Below are 18,673 nucleotides of genomic sequence, written 5' to 3' on the forward strand. Positions count from 1 at the left end.
CCTCTTTTTTGCAATAAAAAATCCTGTTAACAGCTTATCATATAGATAAGTCATCAACAGGAAAAATTATAGAGCCAGATTAATCTATACAAAAAGGGATTCGAGTATAACTCGAATCCCTTTTTTACTCTAAAAATCGCCAGCTGTACTGAACATATAATCACGATTATGAAATTTCATTGATAAGATTAACCCAATTCCGATCATATTTCCCATTAAGGCAGATCCACCTTGAGAAACAAACGGTAATGGAATACCAGTTAATGGTAATAGGTCAATGTTCATCCCGATATTCTCAAATACGTGGAATAAGATCATCATAATTACGCCAGTTGCAATATATGAGTAAAATACATTTCTAGTATCAAACGAGATCTTTACCATCTGGATAATTAAGTACAGATAAATTAAGATCAACGTGACACAGCCGACAAAACCAAAGTTTTCACCAATAACTGAGAAAACCATATCCGAACCACGAACTGGAACGTAAACGCTAGCCTTGCCAAAGCCATTACCAAACAATTGACCTGAACCAATTGCCTTCATACTTTGCCATAACTGATAAGCCCCAGATGAAGTATCACCAGATGGATCAAGCCATGACTTAATTCGCTCAAACTGGTATGCTTGGAAAAAGTGACTCAGAAATGCCTGACCACCAGAAGTTGTAACTAATAAGATTACTCCAACAGCAGCTACAATTACTATCCCATACAACGGTATAATAATTTTCCAAGAAATTCCTGATACTAAAACCACACCGCCAACAATGGCGATAAATACTAACATAGTACCAAAGTCGTTTTGCAATTTTAACAGAATTGCTACTGGGACTAACCAAGCGATAATTTTACCTAGCAGCAACCAATCTGTCTTAATCGTATGACCATATTTATCATTATGATCTTTAACTACACGAGCTAACATCAAAATAAATGCTGGCTTCATTATTTCTGAAGGTTGAAAAGTAATTGGCCCTAATTTAAACCAACTTTTGGCACCTGTATCAGCAGCCACACTTCTGTTATAGAAGAACAAAACCGCAATCAGCAGAAATATTCCAATCCCAAAGAAGATCGGTGCAATTTTAAACAATTGCTCTGCATCAAATTGCATCACAACTACAATAATTGCAATTGAAATCAAGTACCACAGTGCTTGCATAATCACTGCTCGCATCGGTGAACCGATATGACTTGGATCACCTAATGCAGCTACATAGATACAATACAAACTGATCAACGCTAATAATAAAACCGGAATGATGATATTCCAAGCTAATCGATCAAATAGACTTGTTTCATTTTCAACTTTTGCCATTAAATAATCACTACTTATATTTTATTTTTCATGTAAGGTAAAGTATGAAAGTAAGTCATTAATGCTGCTTTCAAGACTGTTAGCAAACAAAATATTGCTTGTCTTAGAAGTAGTAGCACGATAACGCCCCTCTACCTTTTCAATTAAACCAATGGACTTTTTATTAGGAATAACAACTTCCCAAGTTGGCAAATTCTTTCCCTTAAGTTCATTAACTTCAATATCAATATTCTCTAATTTTTTAGACATAAATCCTCCTACTTGCTATCCGGATGAAATTTTGAAGCAATAATTGGATCTTCATATCTCTCCGGATGTGGATTTCGAAAAATAGTAAAATTATCAGGAACTGGATCCACTCCACCCTTGATAAATGGGTTACACCTTAGTATACGACAAATTCCCATAATCAGCCCCAAAATAGGACCATGTTTTTTCAATGCATCAATCATGTAATTGGAGCATGTTGGATAATACCGACAACTTGGTGGTAGTAAAGGTGAAATCACTGTCTGATAAATACGTACAATAAAAATCAAAATCTTACGCAAGTAATCTCCTCACTTAGTGTCGTTGATGCTTTTCAATATTTTTAAGCAACGTACCTGTTCCTAAAGCAACTGCTTCTAATGGATGATCAGCAATTAAAACTGGAACTTGCAAGTAATACGAAATCAGCTTATCAATATTCTTTAATAAAGCTCCACCACCGGTCAGCATAATCCCGCGATCAATAATATCTGCTGAAAGCTCCGGTGGAGTTGTTTCCAATACTTCTTTAGCTGCTGCAATGATTGACATCAAGCCTGGCTCTAAAGCCTTTTGAATCTCTGGTGCAGTAACTGTAGTCTGCTTAGGCAAACCATCAACTACGTCACGACCACGAACAGTAATTTGTTCATCCTGGCTAGGTTCAAAGGCACTACCAATTTCAATCTTAATTTGTTCAGCGGTTCTGGAACCAATTAACAAATTATGCGTATTCTTAATGTAGCTGATAACGGCTTGATTCATCCGATCGCCAGCATAGCGCAATGATTGCGAGGTAACAATTTCACCCATTGATAAAACTGCAACATCAGTAGTACCACCACCGATATCAATTACCATATTACCCTGTGGTTTAAAAATATCCAAGCCTGCACCAACAGCCGCAACTTTAGGTTCAAAGTCTAAATAAACCTTGCCACCACCAGACTTTTCAGCTGCCTGAATAATTGCCTTCTGTTCAATTGAAGTAACTCCAGTAGGAGCACAAATCAGAATATTTGGCTTAGACATAAAGCCTTTTACATTTAATTTTTCAATAAAGTAAGACAGCATTGCTTCGGTAATGTCGAAATCAGCAATTACCCCATTCTTTAAGGGACGAATTACTCGAATATTACCTGGGGTTCTTCCCACCATCTCATATGCCTCTGAACCAACTGCAACTACCTTGTTTGTATCGGTATTTACAGCTACAACAGAAGGTTCATTTAATACGATACCTTTACCAGAGACATTGATCAGTACGTTTGCTGTCCCCAAATCAATTCCTATATCTCGTGCCACGATAACCCTCCATAATTATTCATCGTCCATTTTACCATAAATAATCATGACTTTCCTTTACTGTCCTTGTTTTAACACAATCTTTAAAACAAATTGCTTAATTGCATTGAAGTATCAATAAAAGTAATGACAAAATTGCCAACTAAAAAACCTAAACCAATTGCAATAAATAAATATAATAATTGTGTTTCAAAAACATGGCCTTTATGAATAATTTTATCTAGTTGAATTGCTTTAACCGCTTGAAAAGATAAACCTATCGCAATCAAATATATAATGATACTAATAATGGCATGAACGCCTAATTGAAACATATATTTTCCTCAATTTTGACAAAAAAAGACGGATGCAGCATTTTGTGCATTCGTCTCTTCCTTCTTCTAGTGACCTTTAGTGTTGTACACGCTAATTCTGTTCATTGCTCGTCTCAAAGCAACTTCAGCACGGACCATTGTTTGTTCGTCATGTCTTTCCCGTGCTTCCTTTAAACGTTGCTCAGCACGTTGCTTAGCAGCTTCAGCACGAGAAACATCAATATTTCTTGCGCGTTCAGCACTATCTGCAATAATCGTAGCAACATTATCTGAAAATTCAATATAGCCACCAGAAATCGCAATGTGATCAACTACTGAATCCATTTCACGACTCCGCTTAATCTTAACCTCACTAATAACTAGCGGAGTTAAAAGGGGCGTGTGGTTATACATGATAGAACGTTCACCATCAACGGCACGTACATCAACGATACTTCCACGATGTGAATAAATCATTCCATTAGGAGTTACAACATCTACTCTAAAAAGCTTCTCTGGATCTGCCATTTGACATCACCCTACTTTTCTAGTAAAGCTTTAGCTTCTGGATCACTTGGAGTTACACCCATTTCTTGTGCTTTCTTCAAAACATCTTCAATTGGGCCGACACCACGAAAGGCATCTTCTGGTAAGTCATCAAGATGACCATCCAAAATAAGCTTAAAGCCCTTAATGGTTTCCTTAATTGGAACATATGAACCTGGTACACCAGTAAATTGTTCAGCAACAAAGAAGTTTTGCGACAAGAAGAATTGAACCTTACGTGCACGTGCAACGATCAATTTTTCTTCATCAGACAATTCATCCATACCCAAAACAGAAATAATATCCTGCAATTCATGGTAACGTTGCAAAACATGTTGTACTCGAGTGGCAACTTCATAGTGTTCTTGACCAACAACTTCAGGGTCAAGGGCACTTGATGAAGATTCAAGTGGGTCAACGGCTGGATAAATACCTTGTTCTACTAAGCTACGTTCCAAGTTAGTAGTAGCATCCAAGTGTGCGAATGTTGTTGATGGAGCTGGGTCAGTATAGTCATCGGCAGGAACATAAACGGCTTGAATTGAAGTAATAGAACCCTTCTTAGTTGAAGTAATTCTTTCCTGCAATTGACCCATTTCTGTTGCCAAAGTTGGCTGATAACCAACGGCACTTGGCATACGACCAAGCAAGGCTGAAACTTCTGAACCAGCCTGCGTAAACCGGAAGATATTGTCGATAAAGAGTAACACATCTTGACCTTCAACATCTCTAAAGTATTCAGCAAGTGTCAAACCAGTTAACGCAACACGCATTCTGGCACCAGGCGGCTCGTTCATCTGACCAAATACCATGGCCGTTTTACTTAAAACGCCTGAAGCTTTCATTTCGAAGTAAAGGTCGTTACCTTCACGGGTTCTTTCACCAACACCAGTAAATACGGAAATACCACCGTGTTCTTGTGCGATGTTATGGATTAATTCCTGAATAATAGTAGTTTTACCAACACCGGCACCACCGAACAAACCAACTTTACCACCACGTACATATGGTTCAAGCAAATCAATAACCTTGATACCAGTTTCAAGAATTTCACGACTTGTAGTCAAGTCAGCATACTTAGGTGCTTCCTTGTGGATACCTTCACGAGGGTGATCTTTTGAAAATTCTGGACCACCGTCAATTGGTTGACCTAAAACGTTGAATACACGTCCTAAAGTATCTTCACCAACTGGAACGGAAATTGGACCACCAGTATCTTCAACCTTCATACCACGACGAAGACCATCGGTAGATTCCATGGCAATCGTTCTTAAGACACCATCACCAAGCTCAAGTGTAACTTCAAGGACAATGCTTTCGTCCTCTGACTTGATTACACGTAAGGCATTGTTAATATCAGGTAAATTCTTATCAATTGGGAATTTAACATCGACAACTGGGCCGATTACTTGAACGATTTCACCTTCACTCAAAACATCTACCTCCTTTTCTTTATTACTCTAAGGCATTTGCACCACTGATAATTTCAGTAATTTCAGTAGTAATCTGTGCCTGTCTAGCACGATTTAATTTTGTAGTTAAATTTGATACCAAATCATTAGCATTATCGGTTGCACTCTGCATGGCTGTCATTGAACTAGCATGTTCAGCAGTCTTAGAGTCCAAAATAGCACCATAAATAGTTGAACGTGCATATTGTGGTAACAACTTCATTAATACACTATTTGGATCTGGTTCAATATCATATTCTAATTCTTTATGTGCTTCGGCTTCTTTGACACCAATGTCTAAATCAACAATTGGTAACATTTTTTCAACACGGAAAGCAGATGATAATGAGTTAACATGGTGGGTATAACATACATAAAGTTGATCATACACACCATTCAAAAACATCTTTATTGCGGTTGAAACAATTGGTAAAGCTTCATCAAAAGTTGGTACATCAGAAACACCATTCTTTTCATAAACAACATTAATATTGTTCTTCTTAAAGAATTGTGCTGCAACTGATCCAACAGCAAGAACCTTGATATCATGTCCTTGAGCACGTTCATCCTCAAAGATACTCATCATGTTCTTAATAACATTACTGTTGTAAGATCCAACCAAACCACGGTCACCTGAGATAACTAGAAAACCAGTAGTTTTAATATCCTTACGTGGTTGAATCATATCAGCCGTAATACCTAAACCAAAGACATCAGTATAGTCAATCTTAGCAATATTATTTTTATCGATTGAAATGTCTTGCTCACGTAAATTATCAATTACTTGTGAACTAATTAAACGAGATATAGTTTGACGGATATGATCGTTATAAACGGTATATCCCTTATCACGATTTTCGGTTTGGTTCAACTTTGATGCGGAAACCATTCGCATGGCTTCTGTGATTTTACCAGTTTGTTTTACTGAAGCAATCTTTTTCTTTAACTCAAGTAAAGATGCAGGCATATTCTACCTCCTATTTCTCACTTGGTGTAAAGCTCTCACTGAATTCCTCAATTGCTGTTGACAACTTCTTATCATCTGGCAATTGACCAGTTTCACGAATTGTCTTAAGCAAATCAGCGTGACTACTGTCGAAGTTATCAAATAATTCGTTTTGGAAACGAGCAATATCTTCAACTGGAATAGCATCAAGATAGCCGTGAGTCAAAGCATAAAGAATCACAACTTGTTTTTCAACAGGAATTGGATCATGAAGTGGTTGCTTCAATACTTCAACAGTTCTTTGACCTCTGTTCAACTTAGCTTGAGTTGCTTGATCAAGATCACTACCAAATTGAGCGAAACTTTCAAGTTCACGGTAAGCTGCAAGGTCAGTACGTAAAGTACCAGCAACTTTCTTCATTGCCTTAATCTGGGCATTACCACCAACACGAGAAACTGAGTTACCAGCATCAATGGCTGGACGAGTACCAGCAAAGAATAAATCACTCTGCAAGAAAATCTGACCGTCAGTAATTGAAATTACGTTAGTTGGAATGTATGCAGAAATATCGCCGGCTTCAGTTTGAATAATTGGCAAAGCTGTTAATGACCCACCACCAAGTTTGTCATTCAACTTAGCACTACGTTCAAGTAAACGTGAGTGCAAGTAGAAGACATCACCTGGGTAGGCTTCACGACCAGGCGGACGACGGAGAAGCAAGGAAAGTTCACGATAAGCGACGGCTTGTTTAGATAGGTCGTCAAATACGATCAATACGTCCTTGCCATTGTACATAAATTCTTCACCCATCGCAGTACCAGCATATGGTGCAATATAAAGCATAGGTGCTGGTTCACTTGGGCCCGCTTCAACAACAATGGTGTAATCCATTGCGCCAAAACGCTTTAAAGTTTCTACTTGAGTTCTAACGGTTGATTCCTTTTGACCAACAGCAACGTAAATACAAATTACGTCTTGTCCCTTTTGGTTAAGGATAGTATCGATAGCCAAACTAGTCTTACCAGTCTTACGGTCACCGATAATCAATTCACGCTGACCACGACCAATTGGAACTAAGGCATCGATCGCCTTAATACCAGTTTGAAGTGGTTGGTCAACAGATTGACGGTCCATAACACCTGGAGCTTTAGCTTCAATTGGACGACTCTTGTCAGTCTTAATTTCACCTAAGCCATCAACTGGTTGACCCAATGGGTTAACTACTCTACCGATTAAGGCGTCACCAACAGGAACTTCCATGATTCGACCAGTTCTTTGAACACGATCACCTTCACGAATATTATCAAATTGACCCAAAATAATGATACCAACATCATTAGATTCTAGGTTTTGAGCAATACCGTATGAACCGTTATCAAACTTTAACAACTCACCAGACAAAACATCGTTAAGTCCGTGAGCCCGGGCGATACCATCACCAACATAAGTTACAACACCGACTTCGTTGATGTCGAGCTTATCATCGTAATGTTCAAGTTGTTGCTTGATCAAGGAGCTAATTTCTTCCGCTTTAATGCTCAATGGTTTCACCTCTTTTAATTTTCATCAATTATTTGCGCACGGATCTTCTTCAGTTTATTCTTAACTGATCCATCAATCACGCGGTCCTTAACTTGAAGAACCACGCCGCCTAAAATACTTGGATCAACTTTATTCTCTAGACGCACAGCATTTAAGCTATACTTTTTAGCAAAGCTTTCACCTAAACGCTTAAGTTGATCATCATCTAGCTTAACTGCCGTAGTAGCAACGCCAGATGCAATCTTCTTTTCATTATCATAAAGTAAGACAAAACGATCGATGATTTCAATCAGATCTGCAAAGCGATTATATTCAAGTAATAAATTCAAAAAGTCTTGTACTTCAGCTGAGAAATTTTGCTCAATTGCAGTTAAAAACTCCTTTTTATCTTTACTACTTAAAATAGGATCGCTTAAAACACTGATTACACGTGGATTAGCCTTAACAGCTTTCTTCAATTCCAGCATTTCTTCATAAACAGTGTCTAATGCATTTTTGTCTTGCGCAAAGCCAAACAATGCAATACTGTAGCGTGCAGCTATTTCTTCTCTACTTAAAGCCATTAATCATCCAACCCCTTAATAAATTGGTCGACTAGATCTTTTTGGTCTTCAGCAGATAAATTCTTAGCAATTACTTTTTCAGCAATTGCTACAGAAATATCAGCAACCTGATCACGTGCAGAATCCAAGGCATCTGCTTTTGCCTTAGCGGCATCTTCATTCGCCTTTTTACGAATTGCTGCAGCATCTTCATTTGCACTTGCTACGATTTCTTTGCTTGTATTTTGTGCATTACTTTTAGCGTCAGAGAGAATTTGTGTTGCTTCTTGTCTTGAGTTCTTCAAGGCAGCTTCACGCTCATTAGCAAGCGTTTCAGCTTTCTTACGATCGCTAGCAGCTGAATCCAAGTCATTAATAATTTTTTGCCGCCGCTTTTCCATCATATCTGAAACTGGACCCCAAGCATAATGCTTGATCAGTAACATTAAGATGGCAAAACAAATTAAATACCAGATAGCATTACCTAGGTAAATATGTGAGGCGGCAAATAATGTTTGAATAATCATTTACTGCCCTTCTCTCTTTAAACTTAGAACCTTTAATTTAACTTCTTTTTTATTAAAGGAAAAGAATCAAGAAGGCAACAACGATAGCCAAAATAGGAACGGCTTCGATCAAACCAACACCAATAAACATTGTTGCTCTTAAGTTACCTGCACTTTCAGGTTGACGAGCCATACCTTCAAGAGTTTTTGAAATAACTTTACCGTTACCCAATGATGCAGCCAAAGCTGCTAAACCAGCTGCAATGGATGCAGCAAGATATTTAAAAGCTTCTGACATAAATTTATACCTCCAAAAATTTATTCTGTAGTAACCTTTTTACCAATGTAAACCATTGACAAAGTTACAAAAACATATGCCTGGATAGAGCCAATGAAGACAGAGAAACCTTGCCAAATCATGGCCAATGGAGCTGCTAAAACCAACGTAAATGGTCCGCCAGCATGTGCTAGATCATTACCAATTAAAGTTAGCAAAACTTCACCAGCATAAATATTCCCATATAGACGTAAAGATAAAGTTAAGAAGTTGGTAAACTCTTCAATAATATTAATTGGAAGCATAAAACCAACTGGTTGCGTATAATTCTTCAAATATCCGCCAACTCCAAATCGTTGTACGCCAAATGTGAACGATAGAAGCAAGGTCATCATTGCAAACGACATTGTCGCCACTGGATCAGCAGTTGGTGATTTTACAAACATCCAATCATCAACTTTGACTTCCATGAACATCCCTAATTGGTTCATAAACCAAATAAACAGGAATAAAACAAATGCATAAAGTGACAAGTGCTTTTGAGCATCATTATCGCCAACGTTGTCCTTAACGATTCCATTGGTAAAATCAAGTAAATACTCAAATACATTTTGTCTCTTATTAGGTTTCATTTCAACTTTTCTTGAAAGCCAAATGCAGATAAACAAAACTGCTAGAGCCATTAGCGTTGAACCGATGATCCCAGTAAGATCAAAATTCAAGCCCATCAATTTAAAAACAAATGATTTCTCCATTACTTCGTGACCTCCCTTCTCGTGTTGAAAAAAACTCGAACACGTAAATCATCTTAACACCAAAAAACATCTTTGTGTAATAATGAAAGCGCATTAGAGTAAATATTTTTTAAATAAGGAGATTACTTAGTACCGAATAATCTGTCACCAGCATCCCCAAGACCTGGGAAAATATAGCCGTTATCCATTAGCTTGTCATCTTCAGCTGCTGCATAAATGTCAACGTCAGGATTTGCTTCTTGAACTGCCTTAATGCCTTCTGGAGCAGCTACTAAAACAGCAAGCTTAATTTCCTTAACGCCACGCTTCTTCAATGCGGCAATGGCATCATTAGCTGAGCCACCGGTTGCAAGCATTGGATCAACAACCAAACATTCACGTTCAGCGATATCCTTTGGAGCCTTGAAGAAATATTCATGTGGCTTCAAAGTCTTCTCATCACGGTACATACCAATAACAGCAATCTTAGCTGATGGTACCATATCAAGAACACCATTAAGCATTCCGATACCAGCACGCAAAATTGGCACAATTGTCAATTTCTTACCAGCGATTTCCTTTTGAACCGTCTTACCCATTGGTGTTTCAATTTCAACATCTTCAAGTGGTAAGTCTCTAGTGATTTCATAGGTCATCAGACCACCAATTTCACCAACAATACGGCGAAATTCATTTGATCCTGTATCCTTGCGACGAATAATAGTCAACTTGTGTTGAATCAATGGGTGATCCAAAACTACGAACTTTCCCATATATGCCTCCTATAAAAAATAATATGATCATTAAATATTTTAATCAAAAACGCAAAGGGTTTAAACCCCTTTGCGCCTTATTTTTTATTTATTAAAATGATGGCCACCTGCAGCCTTATTTAATCGGTTCATATAAGCTAGGCTTTCTTCACCTTCATCAAAGCCTTGAACATAGATAGTTTCAATCTCAGCCTTATCATCAAAATACCGTAAACCGCCAAACAAATTATGATCGGCATCGACTAAATTGTTGCCTAGATCAAATTTGTTTTCTGCTGGTAAATCAATTTTAGCTAAAACTGAATCTAATGCTGCTACACCTGTTTTCTCATCAAATTTAATTTTGGCAAAATCGCTTGGATCATCTACCACAATTACTGGTTCACTTGGTGCATAGTGACGATATTTCATCCCCGGTGCCTTAGGTACATCCTTATCTGACACCTTGCCCGTATTGATCAAAACTTTTTCACCTAAAACTTCACTTAGTTCCTCTGGCGTAATTTCACCCGGACGAAGAACAATTGGCGTATCAACTGACAAATCAATAATGGTTGATTCAAGCCCAACTCGGGTAGGACCGCCATCAATGATTCCGGCAATCTTTCCTTTTAAGTCATGATAAACATGCTCAGCAGTAGTAGGACTTGGCTTAGTTGATGTATTAGCTGATGGTCCCACAATTGGATAGCCCAATTTAGCAATCAAATCATGAGTTAACTGATCATCAGGGCAACGAAAAGCGACTGTATCAAGTCCACCAGTAACTGCATCTGGTAAAGTTCCAGGCTTAACAAACAGCAATAAAGTTAATGGACCTGGCCAAAAATGCTTAATCAACTTTTTAGCTCTTTCAGGAACCTCTTTAGCATATTTAGCCATCATTTTTTCATCAGATACCGTTACAATTAATGGATTATCACTAGGACGTCCCTTAGCAGCATAAACACCTTTAACGGACTTTTCATTCGTTGCAATTGCACCTAAGCCATAAACTGTCTCAGTTGGAAAAGCAACCAATTCACCCTTAGCTAATAATTTAACTGCATCATCTATTTGATCTTTTTTGAAAATCTGTGTTTCCATTATCTTATTTTTGCCACCTTCCATGAATCATACGTGGCTTTTGGGCCATGTCCTTTCTAAATTCAATTTCAAAATCAGGCAATTCTTTAGCAAATAATTTCTTCAGTTGTTCTTCTTCACTAAAACCAAATTCCAAGAAAAATTCGCCATGAGCATTTAAATGATCACGCACTTGTTTAGCAAATTTCCGATAGAAATCTAAACCATCTTCGCCCGCAAAAAGAGCTTCTTTAGGTTCATTTTGCAAGACATTTTTGTCCATCACATTAGTTTCGCTTGATTTGATGTATGGCGGATTGGAAATAATCTTGTCAAATTTTTCTAATCCTAGTAAAACATTAGCCTTACGAGTTGTTACATCAAGATCATAGGTCAAGAAGTTTTCTTCACTGGTTCTTAAAGCTGTATCAGTAATATCACTGGCATATAAAGTTAAGTCATTTATGCCCTGTTTTTCTGCTTCTTTAGCTAAAGCAACAGTAATGCAACCTGAACCAGTGCCTAAATCTAGCACTTTATCGCCAGACTTGAGCGTTTTCAAAGCCCATTCTACTAATTCTTCAGTTTCAAAACGAGGGATCAATACACCGCGTTGAACCATGATTTTATAGCCTAAAAACCAAGCGTAGCCCAAAATATACTGCGGTGATGTACCTTTAGCTAATTTCTTGATATCTTTGTTAGCCTGCTTAATTTGATCATCACTTAACGGCATATCCTGCTTTAATTCAAACTCACTTGGCGTTAATCCCAATCGTTCTGCCAAAATATAATCAACATCTTCAGGACGAGCATTTTCAGCAGTTTCGCCTGCCTTAATGCGCATCTGCTTTAAAGTCATCTTAGGCATTTTGATCAGCCAACTCCTCTAATTGCTTAGTTTGGTTATAAAGAATCAAAGCATCAATAATTTCATCAAGTTCACCATTCATAACCCGATCAAGCTTATTAATAGTTAAACCAATACGGTGATCAGTTACACGATTTTGAGGATAGTTATAAGTTCTAATTCTCTCTGAACGATCCCCAGTACCAACAGCATTTTTACGCTTAGCATCATATTGAGCTTGGTTTTGACTTTCATAGTAATCATAAACACGTGATTTCAAAATTTGCATAGCCTTTTCACGGTTTTGTTGCTGACTACGTTGGTCTTGCATAGCAACTACAATCCCTGTTGGCAAGTGAGTCATACGTACAGCACTAGAAGTCTTGTTAATGTGCTGACCACCGGCACCACTTGAACGATAAACATCAACACGAATATCTTTAGGATCAAGATCAATATCTACTTGTTCATATTCTGGCATTACAGCTACAGTCGCAGTTGACGTATGAACACGCCCCTGAGATTCAGTTACTGGGATACGTTGAACCCGGTGAGCACCATTTTCATATTTTAATTTTGAATAAACCTTATCCCCGGTAATCATAATCGCTACCCGCTTATAACCGCCAACTTCAGTAGGTTCAGAGTCAATCATTGAAACCTTCCAGTTTTGACGCTCAGCATACTTTTCATACATTCTCAGCAAATCGCCAGCAAATAATGAAGCTTCGTCACCACCAGCGGCACCACGAATCTCCATAATAATGTCTTTATCATCATTAGGATCTTTAGGCAGCATTAAAATTTTTATTTCATCTTCTAGCTTAGGAATTTCTTTTTCAATTTCAGAATTTTCTTCCTTAGCCATTTCAATTAAATCTGCATCAGTTTCACTGGCAATAATTTCTTTATTATCTGCGATTTCTTTTTTGTCTTCTTTATACTTTTTGTACTTTTGAACTACTTCACGTAAGTCGGCTTCTTCTTTAGAGATTTCCATATAACGCTTAGTATCATTGATGACCTCTGGGTCAGCCATCATTTCTTGTAGTTCTTCATAGTGGGCTACTAAACTCTCTAATTGAGCCATCACTTTATCCATAAATTAAAAGTCCTCCCTATCTTTTAATACCTGGGTGAAAATAATGATAACGACAAACTGGATAATAACTTTCGTCGCCGCCAATTTTTACCTGTTCTCCTTCGTAAACAGGCTTATCATCATTAACTCTTAAATTCATTGTTGCCTTATGGCCACAATAATGACAAATAGTTTTCATCTCTTCTATTTTATCAGCAAAAATCAATAAGTTCTCGCTACCTTCGAATAAATGATTCTGGAAATCAGTTTTTAAGCCAAAGGTCATTACAGGTATATTGAATTCATCAACAATTTTAGCGCATTCTAAAACATGATGCTTCTTTAAGAACTGAGCCTCATCAATTAATACGCAGGCTAATTCGCCATCACCATCTGCTAAATCATGATCATTCATTTGTTTAATGTATTCAAATAAATCCATTTTTTCGGTAATGGGTATGGCTTGACGATGAATTCCAATTCTGGAAGCAACCGTTCCAACACCACTCCGATTATCAAGTCCACTCGTCATTAAAGCAATTTTACGCCCCTGTGCTTCATAGTTATGGGCTACTTTTAAGATTTCAATTGTCTTACCACTGCTCATTGCTCCATAACGAAAAAATAATTGTGCCATGTAATCCTTCCTTTGCTTAAAAATGTTTGCCTAACATAGTATAGAGGAAAAATAAAATTTGTGTAGTTAATAAGTAGTAAAACCTCGTTTTCCCTTTGGCTCTATGCTAAACTAAAACATAGTTTTAAAGTGAGGGATTATACATGAGTTTTAAATCAGGAATCGCAAAAGTTGCGGGAAAATCCAGTTACTGGTTTTTACATAATGTCTTAAAAGGTGGTACAAGCTTTCCAGGTAAGTTCGCTATGAAAATTGATCCTAGCGTACTTAATACTCTAGCTAAAGGCTACGAAACCGTAATCGTCACAGGTACTAACGGTAAAACTATGACCACTGCTTTAATAGTTGAAGCACTTAAGAAAAAATATGGTGATGTATTAACCAATCCATCTGGATCAAATATGCAACAAGGAATTGTAACTGCATTTTTAGCACATAAAAATAGACACGTTAAGCGTAAAATTGCCGTATTAGAAGTTGACGAAGCAAATGTTAAGATGGTTACTAAATTATTACATCCTAGCGTATTTGTTTTAACTAACATATTCCGTGATCAAATGGATCGCTATGGTGAAATTTATACTACTTACGCTAAAATTGTTGATGGAATTAAGTTGGCACCTGATGCAACTATTATTGCTAATGGGGATGCAAGTATTTTTTCATCAGTCGATCTTCCTAATAAAAAGATCTTCTACGGTTTTAAATTACCTGATGATCAACCAAAAAATGATTTTAAGGCCCCAGTTAATACTGACGGTGTACTTTGTCCTAAATGTGATCACATTTTACATTATCACAGCCGAATTTATGCTAACCTAGGTGATTTCTTCTGCCCTAATTGTGGCTATCACCGTCCTGATCTAACTTTTACTGTTAACAAAATCATTGAACAGACTCCTAATAGCGTAAAATTCCAAATGGGCAACAAAGATTACGCCATTAATATTGGTGGTACTTATAATATTTATAATGCATTAGCTGCCTATTCAGTTGCTCGTCATTTCGGTTTAACTGAGAATGAAGTGGCTCAAGCATTTGCTGAAAATAAGAGAATCTTTGGTCGTCAAGAGTTAATTCACTATGGCAATAAAGATATCGACTTAATATTAGTCAAAAATCCTGTTGGTCTTGATGAAGTTTTACACATGCTTAACACTGAAAAAGATAATTATTCATTAATTGCTTTACTCAACGCTAACCATGCCGATGGGATCGATACTTCATGGATCTGGGATGCCGATTTCGAAGGCTTGAATAAAGATAAGATCAAAAAAGTACTAGTTGGTGGACAACGCTGGCATGACATGGGATTTAGATTAGAAATTGCCGGTTTTGATCCTGGTACAATGAGTACTAATCCTGATGATGACAGCTTAATTGAAGAAATTAAGAAATTACCGACTAAAAAAGTATATATTCTTTCTACCTACACTGCTATGTTAGCTTTGAGAAAGAAAATGGCTGAAAAGAAAATTATTAAAGCTGGTATGTAAAGTCAAGCACAATAAAGTGTTTGGCTTTATTTTTTGCTTAATTTTTCGGACAACAAAGGAAAATCTACATTTTCAGTTACTGTACGTGATTTCAGTCAACTATCCTAGACCAATTTTATATTTTTTGGTGCTAGTAAACGCCAGTAAGAATATTGTATTATTTTGCTTAATTTTGATTAATTTCAGAAAATTGCCAAAAACAAAAATGCCTTAATACTGGGCTTTTAAAGCTTTCAGCATTAAGACATTTTCTCAAAATTGAGATATTGGGGCTCGAACCCAAACATCCAGGAACCAGAATCCTGTGCCTTACCAATTTGGCTATATCTCAGTAAATCACCCGTACGAGAATTGAACTCATAACTCCACCTTGAGAGGGTAGCGTCTTAACCATTTGACCAACGGGCGAGTCAACACTAATAATTATGCTTTTTTCTTCTATTCTTGTCAAGTCATTTTAGTTATAATATCTTTTATATGGATGGTGAAACATGATCGACTTTAATAAAACACAACATTTAATTGAATCAATGGTCTTTGACCGCGTTGTTCCTGGCGTTAATTATACTTTTATCAAAAATAAACAGATTTTTACTTCAACTACTGGTTTTGCCAGCATTTATCCTGAAGTTACGCAACTAAGCCCTTTTGCAGAATATGACTTAGCTAGTTTAACCAAAGTTTTAGCTACAGAAAATATTTTGCTTAAACTTTACGATCAAGGCAAACTTAATTTTACTGAGCCCTTGCAACAATTCGTTCCTGAATTCAAGGATCCTCGTATACGGCTATATCACTTACTAACCCATACTAGTGGTATCCGTGGTTGGATCCCTCATCGTGATGAACTAAATCATGATGAACTACTGCAGGCAATTATTAATCTTCCAGTAACTGACGAATTTGAACACAAAATGCGTTATGCCGACACTAATTTTATTTTGCTCGGCTTGGTTGTTAAACATATTTTTAATAAACCAGTGCAAGAAGTCGCTAAAGAGCAAATCTTTAAACAAATGCCACTTGAAAATACTATTTTTTCACCACAAAAAAGTGAATGTGTGCCGACTGCACTAGTTGCTGGGCATGTCTTGCAAGGAATTCCTCACGATCCAAAAGCCAGACAACTTGGCGCTGATTGCGGCTCTGCAGGTCTCTTCTCTAATCTCAATGATTTAATCACTTTTGCGCAGGGATATCTAGGTTTAAAGCCCAACGTCCTGCCTTATAGCCAAAAAACAGTCAGCCTATTATTTGACAATAAAAATCCGCAGGGAATAAAGCCACGCTCCTGGGGCTGGGACCTCCGTTTTGATCCTAAGCAAAATTATCCCATTATTCTTCACACTGGCTTTACCGGTACCTTGATGATTCTTGATCGAATTAAACGGTCTGGGTTAATTTTGTTAACCAATCGAATTCATCCGACCGGACACAACACTATCTTTTTAGCTATGCGCGAAAAAATCATCCAAAGCTTCATCACTGAAAATGCAAAATTATAAACTAACAGAAAAAAGACGACTGTGTGTCAGTCGTCTTTTTATCTCTCACTAAATTTCATCATCCGAATAGTATTATAACTTATTTTTTCGTTAATGTCTTAACTAAATCTTATTTTCTGCTCTAAACATTTTCCAGTCGCTGATCAAAATAATCAAAGCAGTAAACACTGTAAAATAAAATGCTACCTGACTGCCTTGAGCTGTTGCTACAGCATAGGATATATTTCCTTGTTTTTGCCAAACAGAAATAATCGCTGCTAAAATCGTTGTTCCTACAGAACCAGCTAATTGCTGGCTAGTTTGACAAACAGCAGTGGCGTCAGCACGTAAAGTTCCTTTTTCAACTTTTAGAGCTTCAGCCAAAGTATTAGAAAACGACATTCTATGACCTAACATCATTAATCCATAAATCATAACAATCATCATGACCGTAAGCTTAAGTCCAAAGATCGCAAATAATAAACAGCTAATTAACATTAAGCTACCACCCAAGTAAAGTGGTAATTTGGCTCCTTTTTTGTCGTATAGGCTACCAAAATACGGATTAAGTAGCCCCGCAATAATGCTCCCTGGCAATAAAATCAGTCCACCGATTAAAGAAGACTGTTTTCCAACGATTTGAATATAATTCGGCAAAACAAAACTAATTCCGATATTATTAAATTGCAGTAAAAAGTAGGCTAAAGCACCATAAACAAAGGCTTTTTGTTTAAAAACGGCCAAATCAAGCAACTTTTTAGCTGATTTTTTTGATATTTTGACAAACAACCAAATTAAGATAACTGTTGCTACTAACAATAACCATAAAGCTGGATTAGCAAAACCATTACTAATTTGATTAACGCCAAGTGTTAAAGTAACGAATGCTGCAGCTAGGATAATAAACGACAACCAGTCAAAACTACTTTTAGTTTGTTCATGGTATTTACCGACTACCAATAGCCCTGCTATAAAAACAATTATTGCAAAGATAGTTACAAAGCCAAAAATCCAGCGCCAATTAAGATAAAAAGTGATTATCCCACCAAAAGCTGGACCCAAAGTTGGCGCCATAGCAACTACTAACCCGGCAATTCCCATATAAACGCCCCACTTTTCCCGTGGCATAACTTCAGTTACTAAGTTAAACATTAACGGCGTACTCAATCCAGCACCTAAAGCCGAAATTAGGCGGCCTAAAAGCAAGATTGGAAAGTTAGGTGCAACTGCACTGATCAGACTACCAAGCATAAAACCAACACAAGCAACGATAAATAATTGTCTGGCAGTAAAGCGGTCATTCAAGTAGGAAGAACAAATCATAATAATTGCGATAGCTAACAAATATCCCGTTGTTGTCCATTGAATTATGTCTAAGCCAACATCAAATTGCTTCATCATCGTCAGAAAAGTAACGTTTAAACTTGTTTCGGTTAGAATCCCCACAAATGACATAAATGCAGCAGAGAGTACTGCTAAAACGTTTTTAGTATTTTCTTTCATACAAAACTCCTCCACAAAAAAAGAAAGAGCAAAAACATCATCGTTCTTACTCTTTCTTTAATTAGCACA

The 18,673-nt window shown here is 37.1% G+C and carries 21 protein-coding genes and 2 tRNA genes; 2 read left to right on the plus strand and 21 right to left on the minus strand.

Going from position 1 to position 18,673, the window contains the following annotated elements:
* Positions 1-129 precede the first annotated feature (129 nt).
* From Q0Y84_RS09445 to Q0Y84_RS09530, 18 genes are all read right to left on the minus strand, one after another.
* The gene (locus tag Q0Y84_RS09445; protein WP_297953036.1) at positions 130-1,323 is read right to left on the minus strand and encodes an FtsW/RodA/SpoVE family cell cycle protein; all 1,194 of its coding nucleotides are present in this window, start codon (positions 1,321-1,323) and stop codon (positions 130-132) included.
* 21 nt (positions 1,324-1,344) lie between these two features.
* The gene (locus Q0Y84_RS09450; protein WP_297953038.1) at positions 1,345-1,572 is read right to left on the minus strand and encodes a DUF2969 domain-containing protein; all 228 of its coding nucleotides are present in this window, start codon (positions 1,570-1,572) and stop codon (positions 1,345-1,347) included.
* Positions 1,573-1,580: 8 nt separating this feature from the next.
* Positions 1,581-1,874, minus strand: a complete 294-nt coding sequence (yidD, locus tag Q0Y84_RS09455) for a membrane protein insertion efficiency factor YidD (RefSeq protein ID WP_005721376.1) — start codon at positions 1,872-1,874, stop codon at positions 1,581-1,583.
* Between the two features lie 13 nt (positions 1,875-1,887).
* Positions 1,888-2,877, minus strand: coding sequence for a rod shape-determining protein (locus tag Q0Y84_RS09460; protein ID WP_297953041.1), 990 nt, complete (start codon positions 2,875-2,877; stop codon positions 1,888-1,890).
* An 83-nt stretch (positions 2,878-2,960) separates the two neighbouring features.
* Positions 2,961-3,191 (minus strand): DUF1146 family protein, encoded by a 231-nt coding sequence (locus tag Q0Y84_RS09465; RefSeq protein ID WP_297953043.1) that lies wholly within the window; start codon positions 3,189-3,191, stop codon positions 2,961-2,963.
* 66 nt (positions 3,192-3,257) lie between these two features.
* Positions 3,258-3,698 carry a F0F1 ATP synthase subunit epsilon gene (locus tag Q0Y84_RS09470; RefSeq protein WP_297953045.1) on the minus strand — a complete coding sequence of 147 codons (441 nt, stop codon included), beginning with the start codon at positions 3,696-3,698 and terminating at the stop codon, positions 3,258-3,260.
* Positions 3,699-3,709: 11 nt separating this feature from the next.
* On the minus strand, positions 3,710-5,149 hold the full coding sequence (gene atpD / locus Q0Y84_RS09475) for a F0F1 ATP synthase subunit beta (protein ID WP_297953047.1): 1,440 nt from the start codon (positions 5,147-5,149) through the stop codon (positions 3,710-3,712).
* A gap of 22 nt (positions 5,150-5,171) precedes the next feature.
* Complete coding sequence (locus Q0Y84_RS09480) at positions 5,172-6,134, minus strand: F0F1 ATP synthase subunit gamma (protein ID WP_297953049.1); 963 nt, start codon at positions 6,132-6,134, stop codon at positions 5,172-5,174.
* A gap of 10 nt (positions 6,135-6,144) precedes the next feature.
* Entirely contained in the window at positions 6,145-7,656 is a 1,512-nt protein-coding gene (atpA, locus tag Q0Y84_RS09485; protein ID WP_297953051.1) for a F0F1 ATP synthase subunit alpha, read from the minus strand.
* A 14-nt stretch (positions 7,657-7,670) separates the two neighbouring features.
* Positions 7,671-8,219: a F0F1 ATP synthase subunit delta gene (locus Q0Y84_RS09490; protein ID WP_297953052.1), complete on the minus strand. Its 549-nt coding sequence runs from the start codon at positions 8,217-8,219 to the stop codon at positions 7,671-7,673.
* Positions 8,219-8,725 carry a F0F1 ATP synthase subunit B gene (gene atpF / locus Q0Y84_RS09495; RefSeq protein WP_297953053.1) on the minus strand — a complete coding sequence of 169 codons (507 nt, stop codon included), beginning with the start codon at positions 8,723-8,725 and terminating at the stop codon, positions 8,219-8,221. The genes Q0Y84_RS09490 and atpF overlap by 1 nt, the downstream gene beginning before the upstream one ends.
* A 52-nt stretch (positions 8,726-8,777) precedes the next feature.
* Positions 8,778-9,002: a F0F1 ATP synthase subunit C gene (gene atpE / locus Q0Y84_RS09500; RefSeq protein WP_005718768.1), complete on the minus strand. Its 225-nt coding sequence runs from the start codon at positions 9,000-9,002 to the stop codon at positions 8,778-8,780.
* Between the two features lie 20 nt (positions 9,003-9,022).
* A complete protein-coding gene (atpB, locus tag Q0Y84_RS09505; protein WP_297953054.1) occupies positions 9,023-9,736 on the minus strand; it encodes a F0F1 ATP synthase subunit A in 714 nt (237 codons plus the stop codon).
* 122 nt (positions 9,737-9,858) lie between these two features.
* Entirely contained in the window at positions 9,859-10,488 is a 630-nt protein-coding gene (gene upp / locus Q0Y84_RS09510; RefSeq protein ID WP_297953055.1) for a uracil phosphoribosyltransferase, read from the minus strand.
* An 84-nt stretch (positions 10,489-10,572) separates the two neighbouring features.
* On the minus strand, positions 10,573-11,574 hold the full coding sequence (locus Q0Y84_RS09515) for an L-threonylcarbamoyladenylate synthase (RefSeq protein ID WP_297953056.1): 1,002 nt from the start codon (positions 11,572-11,574) through the stop codon (positions 10,573-10,575).
* Between the two features lie 4 nt (positions 11,575-11,578).
* Positions 11,579-12,424 carry a peptide chain release factor N(5)-glutamine methyltransferase gene (gene prmC, locus Q0Y84_RS09520; RefSeq protein ID WP_297953057.1) on the minus strand — a complete coding sequence of 282 codons (846 nt, stop codon included), beginning with the start codon at positions 12,422-12,424 and terminating at the stop codon, positions 11,579-11,581.
* Entirely contained in the window at positions 12,417-13,505 is a 1,089-nt protein-coding gene (gene prfA / locus Q0Y84_RS09525) for a peptide chain release factor 1 (protein WP_297953058.1), read from the minus strand. The genes prmC and prfA overlap by 8 nt, the downstream gene beginning before the upstream one ends.
* Positions 13,506-13,521: 16 nt before the next feature.
* Positions 13,522-14,121: a thymidine kinase gene (locus tag Q0Y84_RS09530; RefSeq protein WP_297953059.1), complete on the minus strand. Its 600-nt coding sequence runs from the start codon at positions 14,119-14,121 to the stop codon at positions 13,522-13,524.
* A gap of 143 nt (positions 14,122-14,264) precedes the next feature.
* Here Q0Y84_RS09530 and Q0Y84_RS09535 point away from each other — a divergent pair, with 143 nt between their 5' ends.
* On the plus strand, positions 14,265-15,617 hold the full coding sequence (locus Q0Y84_RS09535) for a Mur ligase family protein (RefSeq protein ID WP_297953060.1): 1,353 nt from the start codon (positions 14,265-14,267) through the stop codon (positions 15,615-15,617).
* Positions 15,618-15,875: 258 nt separating this feature from the next.
* On the opposite strand, the gene Q0Y84_RS09540 is transcribed toward Q0Y84_RS09535, so the two are convergent.
* Positions 15,876-15,948, minus strand: a tRNA-Gln gene (locus Q0Y84_RS09540).
* Between the two features lie 5 nt (positions 15,949-15,953).
* Positions 15,954-16,025: transfer RNA gene (locus Q0Y84_RS09545), tRNA-Glu, on the minus strand.
* 83 nt (positions 16,026-16,108) lie between these two features.
* Between Q0Y84_RS09545 and Q0Y84_RS09550 the strand changes: the two genes are divergently transcribed.
* Positions 16,109-17,122: a serine hydrolase domain-containing protein gene (locus Q0Y84_RS09550; protein WP_297953061.1), complete on the plus strand. Its 1,014-nt coding sequence runs from the start codon at positions 16,109-16,111 to the stop codon at positions 17,120-17,122.
* Between the two features lie 102 nt (positions 17,123-17,224).
* Here Q0Y84_RS09550 and Q0Y84_RS09555 read toward each other — a convergent pair whose 3' ends face one another.
* Positions 17,225-18,604, minus strand: a complete 1,380-nt coding sequence (locus Q0Y84_RS09555; protein ID WP_297953062.1) for an MFS transporter — start codon at positions 18,602-18,604, stop codon at positions 17,225-17,227.
* Positions 18,605-18,673: the final 69 nt, after the last annotated feature.

Source organism: uncultured Lactobacillus sp., assembly GCF_947367125.1.
In the GTDB taxonomy this organism is placed as follows: Bacteria; Bacillota; Bacilli; order Lactobacillales; family Lactobacillaceae; genus Lactobacillus.